This window comes from Microcoleus sp. M2_D5 (assembly GCF_036701935.1).
Classification (GTDB): Bacteria; Cyanobacteriota; Cyanobacteriia; order Cyanobacteriales; family Microcoleaceae; genus Microcoleus.
The window spans coordinates 1-12,342 of record NZ_JAUBRP010000038.1; the positions used below are offsets into that span (position 1 = coordinate 1).

Genomic DNA, 12,342 nt, shown 5'->3' on the forward strand with positions numbered 1-12,342 from the left:
ACAACAAACTACATTGAAATTTAGTCGGATTTAACTGTAGCATATTTTGGGTTCCAGTTAAGATGCGTTTACCCTGGATATTCATAAACAATATTCGATACCATACATTCCTGTCGCAAACGTTCTTGATTGGAATCTAACGCGGCAAAATAAACATCGCGCACAGCATTTTGCGTATTTCTTGCTCCAGTAATTTTTTCGCCAATATTATCAGTCTCCGTCCCCACTTCAATAATTGTAACTAATAACTTTGCATCAGCAGATATTGAACCATTAGCATTATAAACAGCAGCGATAGCTCCTACCGTTTGCGCCCCATTCACGACGGAAAAACCTTTTAAAGTAAATTGAGTTGATTCCTGTTTGTGTCCTGATGGCAGACTAATTATCGAACAAGTAATCGTCAGACCATTGTTGAGATAAAATAGTTCAGATGGTTGCTCTTTGACAGTGTCCGCAATCGCTAAGTTAACATCCTCTGCACCTAGGTAATAACGGATATTTTTCTCAAAAAGCGACTTATTATGCTGTTGATATAAAGATGCAAGTTCTGAAGCCTTAACCAATCCATAAAATGCCCTACGCGGCCGATCTAAACAATGCCAGTTTTCCAATGTCAAGACTACATCAACAGGGGCGATCGCTTGTTTGGCTGTCAACCAACCATGTGTTATGCTAATATTTAAATCTTGCCATTCAAAACGTTGATCGAACTGATTCAGTTCAGTTTTTAACTGATCGAGATCCGCAATCACATGAGAGCTAAGGCTTTCATCAAGATATATATTACAGCCAACTATTTTTACCCCGTTAGTATTTAAAGCATCTTCAACCTCTTGCTGCAACCGCACAAAGCCATCATTAAATTTCTGAAAACGTTGATGGACTAAATCTCTAATCCCATCACAAAATTTCTTATTATCACCCATATTTGGAGCATTCCCTGCCTTAGCCTGCACCAACAAAAGCAAATTTTTCATCCGATCGAAATAAATGGCATCAATCCCATTATCATTTTCCCCATTGATAATTGAGTTAGCCGCTTGAGCTGGGGTAATATCGGCAAGATTGGCGATCGCAAATGCAGCCAAAGAACGACTCAATCGATTTTTTTCATGTTGCTCTGGTGTCCAGTTTCTATGAAGCTGCGCGGTCATTTGAAAATAATCCTGCTTTAGTACCTCAATAATTTGACTTTTTTGGTAATTTAAAATTTGTTTTTTTTTCATTGTTGGGATATTGATACTTTATTAAAAACCATCAGTTTTTGAGAGAAAAAATGCAACTATTAAAACTATCGCACTCCTGAATCTATTCACATAAAAAAGAAACAAGGAGGAGGGTTTTTTAACGATTTCCCCCTTCCTCTTCACTTCTAAAAATCCCTCATTTGAGCAGTTTGAACTGCTACTTCTTTAATCTGGGCACCGCGCCGCACTTTCAGTTTCAGAATTTGACCGATTTTGCTGTTGTCCACCAAACTTTGCAACTGTTCGGCTTCAGTCACTGCCTCACCGTCAATTTGAACGATGACATCCCCTTTGCGAATCCCTGCTTTCTCAGCAGGAGTGTTGGGCACAACTCGCATCACTAACACTCCCTTAACTTCCGGCACAATCAAAGGAGCATTGGGGTCAGAATTATTCTCTCTGGCCATTTCAGGAGTCAAAGCAATCATCTGAATCCCCAAAAACGGATGGCTGACTTCTTCTCCGTTGGCTAGCTGCGCGTAGATGGCTTTGGCTTTGGCGATCGGAATTGCGAACCCAATACCCATTGCATCAGCTCGAATCGCCGTGTTGATGCCAATCACTTCCCCTCTGCTGTTTAACAGCGGGCCGCCGGAATTGCCGGGATTGATGGCCGCGTCGGTTTGAATGAAATCGAGCCGCTTGTCGGGAATGCCGACGGCTGCTGAAGAGCGTTTCAGGGTACTGATAATGCCCAAGGTGACGGTGTTGTCAAATCCGAGGGGGTTGCCCACGGCGATCGCCCAATCTCCCACTTTCACCGCGTCTGAATCTCCTAGGATTGCCACGGGCAAGTTAACTTCCTTGGTATTAATTTTGACAACAGCCAAATCTGTTACTTCGTCAGTACCTTGCACTTCTCCTGGAAATGTCCTGCCGTCATTTAAGGTGACAGTCACTCGATCGGCTTTGTCAACTACGTGGGCGTTGGTTAAAACAATCCCGCTTTTGTCAATGATGAAGCCCGAACCTTGACCGCGCAAGCGTTCTTGTCTGGGGGTCAGGCTGCGTAAATCTTCTCCCAAAAATCTGCGGAAAAAGGGGTCTTCCATTAAGGGGTCGAGGTTGCGGCTGACAGTGCGCTCGGTATCAATGCGAACAACTGCCGGCCCGACTCGATCGACTGCCGCCGTTACAAAACTGCCGGTATCCGCCGGGAGTTCCGAGCTCCGCAGCGCTAACAGTTGCGGATTCGCGGCAGTGGCTGGGGCAGTCTGGAACTGCAACTTGGGCGGATTTTTGCCATCAGCGGCGGCGGCTGCGGCGGGTGCAGCATTGATTGTTAAAGCACTCAGGGCGATCGTCATTGCTAAAATTAGGGCGAACCAACGAGCACCTGTTCGAGGTGCGGGGCGAAAAAACTTAAATAGTCGCATAGCGTCAATCTTTGTTAGTCTGGGTTAGTCTGGTAAAGGTGTGCGATCGTGCGGACTCAATAATCTGCATAATCTGCCACTATGAAGATCCTAAATATATTTTGACAATTCCCGCATCCAGGATACCCGCCACGTGATTCATCCGTCCAGAAATAAAAAACCTGTATCCGATGACACTTGCCCCCGAACTTATCCGTGGGGTCAATCTAAAATCTAAAATCTAAAATCGCGCAATCGATTGACAGTTACAATACATGAGTCACGAGCCCGCACCAACTCACCCTATTCTGAATTCTAACTTTAAAAAATTCCCTAGTAATACCAGTTTCAAAAAAAGAATGCAACTCTAGGCCCGTGGGCCCAACCATTACGAAATCACTCATTCCCAATCTAAAATCTAAAATCTAAAATCTAAAATGGTATAACCCCAATGATTCTATCTGATACTTCTACTGACAAATCCTTGCCCTCAAATTCCCACCACCATCACGACGCTGAATCAGCCCACCCTCACCATCACGATGAAGAATCGATGCGGCGGCTGGTAAATCGCTTGTCTCGGATTGAGGGACACGTCCGCGGCATTAAAACAATGGTTCAAGAAAACCGTCCCTGTCCCGAAGTTCTGGTGCAAGTTGCTGCGGTGCGAGGCGCGCTCGATCGCGTAGCGAGAATCATTCTTGACGAACACTTAACTGAGTGCATCGCCAGAGCCGCGAAAGAAGGTAATATCGATACGGAAATCGAAGAGTTGAAAGCAGCTTTGGATCGGTTTTTGCCTTAGCCGCTGCCAATTTTTACATCCCTATAACAAAACCTGCAAATTAGACAAAACTTGCAAGTTACAGCATATTCGGTGGTTTATGAAGTACAGTAGAAACCTTAATTGTGTGCTGTTAATCTGTAGGGTGCGGATCTACGAGATATTGGATATAACTTACAGATTGACGGGTGGCGACGCACCAAACAGCGGGACATCAGATTATGTGTACCACATATAAATGGAATATGCTGTATGATTTCTGACCATTTTTTTAAGCATCTTTCAAAAACGCGGGAAAAGCATCTAATCTTCTCCCCGTCACCCCCACCGCCACAACATCTAATTGATATGCTCTGCAATTTATGATAGCGCGTTTTGTTAAAAAACAATTAGTCAGGTTTGTCGTGACGATGTAAGTCTTCAAAATCTTCACAGATTGACTGCAAACAATTAGATGAGCGGTGATTAATCCGACGCGGTACGAACAGTCTAGACTTTCGTCAGCTTGGCTTTGAGCTGGTATCTGACTGTTGCATAAACTGCTTTATAGGAAGCTTCAATGCTGTATTCCTGCTGCAACCACTCTTGAATTTCTCCATAGCTTTTAAAGCCTTTCTGGGGGTCGCTGAGGCGCATTGCCAAACTAGCGCGGGCAAGAGGTGGAATGGCCGGCTTGCGACCGCCACTGTGCTTTGTTTCGAGGAGTCCTTCGAGTCCCTCAGATCGGTACTTTCTCAGCCACCGCTGCACTGTAATTCGATTTACCCCGATCGTCATTGCCAATTCTTTAACTGTCTTGACGTGACAAATTTTGAACAGGTAAAGTGCTTGAATTTTTTGAAATCCGCTTGCTGTTTTTTGTTCATTTAACAGGTTTTTTAGCTCTTCAATTGTCTCTGTGATGCTAAGTTTACATACTCCAGCCATATCAATTACCTCACGATTCGCGTTCTACAATACCTTTGTTTGACAATGGAGCAAAAGCTGCTCCTATCTTAAATGCTGACCTTTTGTTTGCCCTGAAGCAATACAAAAGCGATCGTACTCATTCAACTTTTGCCTTCCTGGAGGCACTCAGACGATCAGAAACCGGATTATTTTAACCGGGAGCAAGGTTGCAACGATTTTTTTTGTAAAACACCAGGTTTCTGAGTCAGTTTTGTATTTGATGGGCAAGCGTCATTGCTAATACTGATAGCCGTTAATCGCTCGACTGTAACATTAGCGGCAAGAGGTGACTCTTAAGGAATACCATTTATTCTTTTATTGTTAAACATCTATCATGGTTTTCCTGGTATTTATTGGTATTTTTTTCTAACGTATGGGCAATTTTCAGTCATTAGGTGCTAGCAAACCAGCTAATGTCTGTACACCAGCGATCGCATTTTTATACAGACATTCCCCTAGTCCCCGAAGTGCATTTTTGGCTTTCGCAGTGCGAAAAATCCTTAGATATCAGCACTCTCATCGGTCAGAGCGGGTAGGGCCGAGTGACGTTGCAACCTACTTTGACAGCAAGCGGGCCAGTATCCGTGAAACTACTGGCTCGATCGCCAATTGAGTAAAACACGACGAGAGTGGCATTGTCAATTTTTCAGCATTACAGTATAAGTATCGGCTATTTTTGCCCGCCTGCTGTGATCGAAAACGGACTTTCTATGTGAGCCTACTAGCATTTTTTAGTGATCTTGGTCACACGCCTACTCAGTAAGCTCAACTACCCACAAAAAGTTATGAGTTCGATCGTACTTTCCACCTAAAACCTTATAGATTCAGAGAAGTTTCACCCTAGGTGTGAATATTTTAGAATCTAAAATTGCAGAACATCCGGTGCAACCAGCTTGCTGACAGTATTCTTCATTTAAAAGGTGTAGAGAAGCCACAATGAACGTTGACGAACTGCTCAAGCTATATGCAATAGGAGAAAGAAATTTTAGCGGGGTCTACCTGCATGAGGTCTACCTCTACGAAGCAGAATTGATTGGAGCCAATCTGTATGAAGCCGACCTGATTGGAGCCAATCTCAGCAAAGCCAAACTCAACAGAGTCAACTTTGGTAAAGCCAATTTGTGCAAGATTAATTTGAGCAAAGCAGACTTAGGTGGAGCCGACCTCACAGAAGCACTTTTACTGGAAGCTAACCTGAATCGAGCTGAGTTGATGGGAGCCAATCTCAGCAAAGCAGACTTGAGCGGAGCTTCCCTGATCCAAGCAACTTTAATTGGAGCCAACATATCTCGCGCAACACTCAGCCGTGCAGACTTGCACGGAGTAAATTTTTACGGAGTAAACTTGCGTAGGGCGGTGCTCACAGAATGCGATTTAATTGGCGCAAACTTGAGTAAAGTAGACCTCAGCGGAGCCGACTTAATGGGGGCGAGTCTAATTAGGGCAGACTTGACTGAAGCGATTTTAAGTGCGTCAGACTTAAGCGGAGCAAACCTGTTGGGAGCCAACCTTACAAAAGTCAACCTGAGCGGAGTATATCTTAAGGGTACAACGATGCCCGACGGCACGATTCACGACTAATTTATTGGTTAATTTTTATGGTTGCCGAGAACAGCGGCTAAAGGGTAATGAGTAATTCATTACCCTAATTTATTGGCAGCGAAATCTTTATTTGACAATTCCCGCATCCACGATACCCGCCACGCGATCGATCCGTCCAGAAATAAAAAACCTGTATCCGAGAAACTTGCCGAACGTATTTCTCTCGCGCAAGTCAATTCTAAAATCTAAAATCTAAAATCTAAAATCGCGCAATCGATTGACACTCAGGTAAGGCCGAGAACTTCAATCTAGGGTGCTGATGGCGCACAGAACTCCTACATAGGGCAAGTCAAAAGATTTGTTGGGTGAACTTGTGTTATGGTGATTTTCAATTGCTTCGATAAAAGCTATTTTAGATTTAATATTTTGGATTTTGGACGGTTAAAATGAAACTCAGAATCCTCGCTGCTGCAACGCTGCTAAGCGCGATCGCCCCGATCGCTCCTGCACCCGCCGAGAACATCCAACACACGCAACAATTACTAGCCACCCGACAGTGCCCCAACTGCGACCTCAGTAGTGCTGGGTTGGTTTTAGCCAACTTAACCGGAGCCAATCTCAAAGGTGCTGACTTGAGATTGGCTAACCTCAGTCGAGCAAACCTGACGGGGGCTGACCTCAGCGGTGCAAACCTCAGCGGCACCAGCCTGTTTGGCGTCAACCTGACAGGGGCGAACCTCAGCGGTGCCAACCTCAGCGGTGCTGACTTGAGAAGTGCCTATCTGGGCGACGCCAATTTGCTCAACGCCAATTTAACTAACGCGCAACTGCTCGGAGTTAGAGGAATGCCAACAAATATCGGCACCGCTGAAGACTTCTACCGGTTGGGAGTGCTGGAAGCTCAAGCAGGAAACTACAGAAACGCCATTGATTATTACGATCGAGCCCTGAATCTGAAATCGGATTTAGCAGCCGTTTATTTTGCGCGCAGTATGTCTCGCGCTGACTTGGGAGACTTCGCCGGCGCGGCTCAAGACGCTGCAATAGCAAACCAACTGTTTGCTGCTCAAGGAAATTCCCAAGGTCAGGATTTGTCAAAGCAGTTAGCCGAAGCCATTGTAGCGCGCCAAAAGCCTACGGAACCCCGCACGGGGGGCGGTGGCAACTTTATGAGTCTTCTGGGTTCGATCGGTTCTGTGCTGGTGAAGCTAATCTTGCCTTAAAGACTTGTGAACGGCCTGCTCCAACGACTTTTCATGCTGCGCCAACCCAAGCGATGTAGAGCGTTTCATACACCCATCTGGCTTTACTAAACCCCTAATGTCTGTAAGGCAGGTATACTTAGCCTAGTCTCAATATATGTGTCTAGGCTAGTTTCACTATTTAAGGACGGAATATGAAGAGATTTGAAAATATATCAGTAAGGGGTTTTCGGCGTCTTCAAAATATTGAGCTTGAGATGAGAAATCTCATCGTCATGATTGGTGCAAACGGAGCAGGAAAAACTTCTTTTTTAGATGTTCTTTCAATACTAGCCGCTTCAGCAAGTGGAAATTTACAGAATTTATTACAACTTAAAGGGGGCTTGAATGAAATTTTGACAAGAGGTAAAGTACAAGAACTTGAAATTGAAATTTCAATGCAAGTGCCAAAGGAACAACCTTTGAAGTACAGCTTAACATTGTCACCTAAAGGTTTATCTTATGAAATTAGAGACGAATCTTTAACACAGCAGAGAAATCCCAACAGAGCTGAACCATTCAAGTATATTGAATCACAAGGTTTGGATGTTAAATATTTTCAAGAACGCAGTGGACTTTTGAGACCGGATTGGGATCACAATCCTCTTGAAACATCCCTTTCTCAAGTTCCTAAAATGTATCGCGAACCTGAGAACCTGAGAAAGAGCCTTGCTTCTTGCACATATTATGGAGCACTCGATGTTTCAGAGAAAAGTCCAATCCGTCTACCTCAAGCAATGCGCCCTGCAAAGTTGCCTGGAGCAAGCGGTGAAAACCTCGTTTCCTGTCTTTATGACCTTCGGGAGACCGATCGAGACAGTTTTGAAATGGTTGAAAATATCATTTCTGCTGCCTTTCCAGATTTCGATCGATTAAACTTTCCTCCGGTTGCCGCAGGAACTATGTCTATGACTTGGACAGATAGAAATTTTCCTCAGCCTTTCTATGTCCATGAGCTATCAGAAGGAACGCTGCGCTTCCTCTGGTTGGTTGCGCTCCTGCAAAGTCAAACTTTAACAACTATTACGTTGCTAGATGAACCAGAAGTTAGCCTACACCCGGAACTCTTAAGACACTTAGTTTATCTAATGAGAGAAGCTTCAAAACACACTCAACTGATAGTTGCCACACACTCAGATAGACTCATCAGATTTCTCGATCCAAGCGAGATTTTGGTCTGCGATTTGGAAGAAGGGGAGGCAAAAATGAGGTGGGCTGACACTCTTAACCTGGATAAATGGTTAGAAGATTACAGTCTTGACCAGGTTTGGGAAATGAATGTGATGGGTGGCCGTCCATGAGAATTGCTATTTTGGTTGAAGGTGCTACTGAAATGGCATTTAGAAAGAAGCTTCATGAGTTTCTGCAAAGTCGTTTAGAGCAAAAAATGCCCAGACTAGACTTTAAACCACAACATGGTGGAATTCCCAAGCAAGGGAAACTCAAGAAAATAGTTGAAACTCTCCTCGATAATGATGGCTATGATGCTGTAATTGCACTTACAGACGTTTATACCGGAAAGCCGGACTTTAAAGATGCCAATGATGCTAAAGAGAAAATGAGGACATGGGTAGGTAAAAACCCAAAATTCTATCCTCACACAGCATCACATGATTTTGAAGCATGGCTTCTTCCCTACTGGACAACTATCCAGAAGCTAGCGAAACACAACCTTTCTGCTCCTAGCGGTTCGCCTGAAACAGTGAATCATCAAAAGCCACCTTACTATTGGATTAAGGAGATTTTTAGCTCTGGAAAACGCGGAAAAGACTATAACAAAGTGATTGATGGAATGGCTATTTTGAAAAACAACGATCTGATGATTGCGATTCAAGCTTGTCCAGAGCTAAAAGCTTTTGTGAATCGAATTATCTCTCTCTGCGATGAAGATAAAATAATTTCTTGATGTCCGATGTTAGAGCCCCGACTTATTAAAGAAGTCGGGACTCTGGGTGTTCAGTTTTTTAGGTTGTTCTAGTTAATTCAGGGGAATCTCGATCCAGAATTCTGTACCCTGACCGGGTACAGAAACACATTTAAGTACGCCTTGGTGTTTCTCTACTACAATTTGGTAACTGATAGACAGTCCTAAACCCGTGCCCCGACCGACGGGTTTAGTAGTAAAAAACGGATTAAATATGTGAGAGATTAACTCTTTTGGGATGCCGTGACCGTTGTCAGCAATGCAAATTCCTACCGTTTTTTCATCGATTAATTCAGTGCGAATCCGAATACAAGGGGAGGGAAAATCAGGAATCAAACACTCGGTGGTGGCATTTATATCTCCTGACTCGATAGGCAGTATTTGGGAGCTTAAATGCGTCGCCGCTGCACTTGCCACTTTCAAGGGAAGATTCACAACTCGCTCTTTTTGTCCCATTTCTAGGGCGTCAAGGGCATTACCGATCAGATTCATAAATACCTGATTGAGCGAGCTGGCATAGCATTCTACTAAGGGCAAATTGCCGTATTCTTTTATAATTTCTACGGTGTTGCGATCAGAATTGGCTTTGAGCCGGTGCTGCAAAATCAACAGGGTACTGTCGATGCCCTCGTGAATGTCAACGGCTTTTTTCTCGGCTCGATCGCTCCTGGAAAAATTACGCAAAGATACCACTAACTGGCGGATGCGCTCAACTCCGACTGTCATGGAACCCAAAATTTTTGGCAAATCTTCGGCAAGAAATTCGATGTCGATGGCTTCGGAGCACTCGCTAATTTCTGGGTTGGGATTGGGGTAGTGCTGGCGGTAGAGTTCTACCAAGCAGAGTAAATCTTTGGTGTATTCGCTGGCGTGGGACAGATTGCCGTAGATAAAGTTAACGGGGTTATTGATTTCGTGGGCGACTCCCGCCAGGAGTTGTCCGAGACTGGACATTTTTTCGGTTTGAATCAGTTGGGCTTGGGTATTGTGCAATTCTGTGAGGGTTTTAGCTAGCTGTTCGGCTTTTAATCGATCGGCAGTTGCTGCATTGAGACTTTCTTGATAAAGTTCTGCTTGGTGAATGGCGATCGCAGCTTGAGCCGCTAAATGTTGCACCAATTCCTGTTCTGCAGTTTGCCAAACTCTCGGCCCGGAACACTCATGGGCAATCAGCAACCCCCACAATTGGGAATCTTTGCCGATCATGGGTACAATTAAACTTGCTCTCACCTGCAACTCTTCCAAAAATTCGCGGTGACAGGGTGTTAAATCCTCAGTATAAATATCATTAATTGCTCGCACCCGTCCGGCTCGATAAAAGCAGTCTGAGCCTTCGGGAAAGCATTCTTGTGGAGATGTGATACCTAAAATTGACCGCCACTCGCCGCAAACAGCTTCGACAACTACCTCGCCCTGTTTGTCGGCCGCGAATTGGTAGATTACCGTGCGATCGGTATCCAACAAAACTCTGACTTCTCGCACAATAGTTTGCAGTATGATTTTTAAATCTAAGGTGCTGCGAATCTGGTCTCTAACTCGCGTCAATACTTTGGCAAAGTCCAATGATTTTTGCAATTGGGCGGTGCGTTCTTGAACTTGCCGCTCCAAGTTGGCATTCAGAGTTTGCACTTCTTTATAAAGAACGTACTGCCCAATTGCCGAACAAAATTGGCTGCCTATAGCTAAAGCTTGCTCGATTTCTTCGTACTTCCACTCTGGCGACTGACCTTTTTTTATTTCTCGCCAAAGTTCAAATGATTGTCGGGGAAGGGTTTGTGCAGCGCTGGTGTCAAAGCGCCCAGCCCACATTTTTTCGGTATCAATTGCATTGCGAAACACGGTCAAACAGCCGACTACTTGTTGTTTGTAGTGGAGGGGAATTATCAACAAACCCCGAATTTTAGAAAATTGAAAAGCCGGAACTAAAACTCTAAATAGAGGTTCTTTGTATAAGTCTGTAATTATCAAAACTGGAAATTGAGAATTAGTAATAACTGGAATTTTTGGAAGTCGATCGGTATTTTTAAATCCTTTGGTTAGCCATTCCTGCCAGAGAGGATGAGCTTCGATAGCCTTAACTTTTTCCCAGTTGGGAAGTGTCGGTTGTTCTCCTGTGGTGAACAGTTCAAAGGTAGCATCACTGTGGGCCGGGGCAATTGGCAATCCTCCTTCAATCTTGGGAGGGGATAACTTTTCACCGTTGATTTTCGGCTGGTTGAGATAGAGTCTGCCACCGCTGCCGCCCAAAGCGGTGACGGTGGCTTCTAAACCTTGCTGCAGTTGAATGTTGACGTGACCGTACAACAGGGCTGCTATGCGGCTCACGGTAGCTTCGCGGGCCGCTTGAGAGCGGGTTTGCTGGAGGAGGAGGGCGTGGGCGATAGCGCTAGACAATTGATCTGATACGAGCTGAACTACTTCTAAATCTGCTGGTGAAATATTGAGGGGCGCACAGTGGTGAGACACTAAAAGTCCCCACAGTTCGATGTGAATTTTTTGATTATTTCCTGGCTCGTATCGAGTCAGACACGTCGCGGCCTGGCAGATATCTGTTTTGCTGTTTTCCGAGACGATCCGGCGGTGCACAATCGGCACGACTAAGGATGATTGCACTCCCATTGCCATCAGGTAAGCGGTGTGGCAAGGATCTAGCGATCGGTAATGCGTCTCTTCATTTACTAAAGGTTGACCGGTGTCTGCAGCATCGAGGGGACTCAGGACGATCGTCCCTGAGTTAACATCTATTATTGTCCGCTGGCGCAAAGTGACATACATCTCCCTGGCGCTGGCGGGAATGTCGTCTGCTGGAAAGTGCAATCCTTTCAACGAAGGGAGACAGTTGTTATTAATTGACTCAGCAACAACTTCTCCACTTCCGTCGGCACTAAACCTGTAAATCATAATGCGATCTGTTTTCAAAAAAGACCGCACTTCTGCTACCGTACTGGTTAAAATATCTTCTAATTCTAGAGATTGGCGAATGCGTTCTGTTATCCGCCGTATCAAAACTTCTCTGTCTAGTTTATAATGTAATTCTTGTGTATTTTCTCTGAGTTGCATAAATCTCCTTTTGTACTTATACAATGATAATAAGAAGTTTTGATGTGCTGTTGGAGCGTTGAAATTCAAATGCCTCACCCTGAATTTTTGACTCAACCGATCTGTACAATTAATCCGTCGCGCACTTTTCAGAGACGACGGTGTATCGCCTCTGGTGGGCTGGGGCAAGTCAAATCTGCGATCGCGCCAGTTTAACCCTTGCCTTCAACAGGCAGATCGACTTAAGCAAATAATAATT

The 12,342-nt window shown here is 44.6% G+C and carries 11 protein-coding genes; 7 read left to right on the forward strand and 4 right to left on the reverse strand.

Annotated elements, in window-relative coordinates; translation table 11 throughout:
• Window positions 1-68 precede the first annotated feature (68 nt).
• On the reverse strand, window positions 69-1,229 hold the full coding sequence (locus QUA50_RS16945; protein ID WP_333265238.1) for an AIPR family protein: 1,161 nt from the start codon (window positions 1,227-1,229) through the stop codon (window positions 69-71).
• 146 nt (window positions 1,230-1,375) lie between these two features.
• Complete coding sequence (locus QUA50_RS16950; RefSeq protein WP_333265237.1) at window positions 1,376-2,626, reverse strand: HhoA/HhoB/HtrA family serine endopeptidase; 1,251 nt, start codon at window positions 2,624-2,626, stop codon at window positions 1,376-1,378.
• A gap of 430 nt (window positions 2,627-3,056) precedes the next feature.
• Here QUA50_RS16950 and QUA50_RS16955 point away from each other — a divergent pair, with 430 nt between their 5' ends.
• Window positions 3,057-3,410, forward strand: coding sequence for a metal-sensitive transcriptional regulator (locus QUA50_RS16955; RefSeq protein WP_333261490.1), 354 nt, complete (start codon window positions 3,057-3,059; stop codon window positions 3,408-3,410).
• A 468-nt stretch (window positions 3,411-3,878) separates the two neighbouring features.
• Here QUA50_RS16955 and QUA50_RS16960 read toward each other — a convergent pair whose 3' ends face one another.
• On the reverse strand, window positions 3,879-4,316 hold the full coding sequence (locus QUA50_RS16960; RefSeq protein WP_333265236.1) for a helix-turn-helix domain-containing protein: 438 nt from the start codon (window positions 4,314-4,316) through the stop codon (window positions 3,879-3,881).
• Window positions 4,317-4,750: 434 nt separating this feature from the next.
• Here QUA50_RS16960 and QUA50_RS16965 point away from each other — a divergent pair, with 434 nt between their 5' ends.
• The 6 genes from QUA50_RS16965 to QUA50_RS16990 all read left to right on the forward strand — a co-directional run bounded on the left by QUA50_RS16965 (window position 4,751) and on the right by QUA50_RS16990 (window position 9,026).
• Window positions 4,751-4,873: a hypothetical protein gene (locus QUA50_RS16965; protein WP_333056816.1), complete on the forward strand. Its 123-nt coding sequence runs from the start codon at window positions 4,751-4,753 to the stop codon at window positions 4,871-4,873.
• Window positions 4,874-5,273: 400 nt separating this feature from the next.
• A complete protein-coding gene (locus QUA50_RS16970; protein WP_333056817.1) occupies window positions 5,274-5,918 on the forward strand; it encodes a pentapeptide repeat-containing protein in 645 nt (214 codons plus the stop codon).
• Window positions 5,919-5,990: 72 nt separating this feature from the next.
• On the forward strand, window positions 5,991-6,128 hold the full coding sequence (locus QUA50_RS16975; RefSeq protein WP_333298772.1) for a hypothetical protein: 138 nt from the start codon (window positions 5,991-5,993) through the stop codon (window positions 6,126-6,128).
• 197 nt (window positions 6,129-6,325) lie between these two features.
• Window positions 6,326-7,102: a pentapeptide repeat-containing protein gene (locus tag QUA50_RS16980; protein WP_333265235.1), complete on the forward strand. Its 777-nt coding sequence runs from the start codon at window positions 6,326-6,328 to the stop codon at window positions 7,100-7,102.
• Between the two features lie 173 nt (window positions 7,103-7,275).
• Window positions 7,276-8,421 (forward strand): AAA family ATPase, encoded by a 1,146-nt coding sequence (locus QUA50_RS16985; RefSeq protein WP_333265234.1) that lies wholly within the window; start codon window positions 7,276-7,278, stop codon window positions 8,419-8,421.
• A complete protein-coding gene (locus QUA50_RS16990) occupies window positions 8,418-9,026 on the forward strand; it encodes a DUF4276 family protein (RefSeq protein WP_333155540.1) in 609 nt (202 codons plus the stop codon). The genes QUA50_RS16985 and QUA50_RS16990 overlap by 4 nt, the downstream gene beginning before the upstream one ends.
• Before the next feature lie 72 nt (window positions 9,027-9,098).
• Here QUA50_RS16990 and QUA50_RS16995 read toward each other — a convergent pair whose 3' ends face one another.
• Window positions 9,099-12,104: a GAF domain-containing protein gene (locus tag QUA50_RS16995; protein ID WP_333265233.1), complete on the reverse strand. Its 3,006-nt coding sequence runs from the start codon at window positions 12,102-12,104 to the stop codon at window positions 9,099-9,101.
• Window positions 12,105-12,342 lie beyond the last annotated feature (238 nt).

Excerpts from the sequence above, each read along its gene's own strand:
- QUA50_RS16945 (WP_333265238.1), bottom strand. The coding sequence starts at position 1,229 with ATGAAAAAAAAACAAATTTTAAATTACCAAAAAAGTCAAATTATTGAG.
- QUA50_RS16950 (WP_333265237.1), bottom strand. The coding sequence starts at position 2,626 with ATGCGACTATTTAAGTTTTTTCGCCCCGCACCTCGAACAGGTGCTCGT.
- QUA50_RS16955 (WP_333261490.1), top strand. The coding sequence starts at position 3,057 with ATGATTCTATCTGATACTTCTACTGACAAATCCTTGCCCTCAAATTCC.
- QUA50_RS16960 (WP_333265236.1), bottom strand. The coding sequence starts at position 4,316 with ATGGCTGGAGTATGTAAACTTAGCATCACAGAGACAATTGAAGAGCTA.
- QUA50_RS16965 (WP_333056816.1), top strand. The coding sequence starts at position 4,751 with ATGTCTGTACACCAGCGATCGCATTTTTATACAGACATTCCCCTAGTC.
- QUA50_RS16970 (WP_333056817.1), top strand. The coding sequence starts at position 5,274 with ATGAACGTTGACGAACTGCTCAAGCTATATGCAATAGGAGAAAGAAAT.
- QUA50_RS16980 (WP_333265235.1), top strand. The coding sequence starts at position 6,326 with ATGAAACTCAGAATCCTCGCTGCTGCAACGCTGCTAAGCGCGATCGCC.
- QUA50_RS16985 (WP_333265234.1), top strand. The coding sequence starts at position 7,276 with ATGAAGAGATTTGAAAATATATCAGTAAGGGGTTTTCGGCGTCTTCAA.
- QUA50_RS16990 (WP_333155540.1), top strand. The coding sequence starts at position 8,418 with ATGAGAATTGCTATTTTGGTTGAAGGTGCTACTGAAATGGCATTTAGA.
- QUA50_RS16995 (WP_333265233.1), bottom strand. The coding sequence starts at position 12,104 with ATGCAACTCAGAGAAAATACACAAGAATTACATTATAAACTAGACAGA.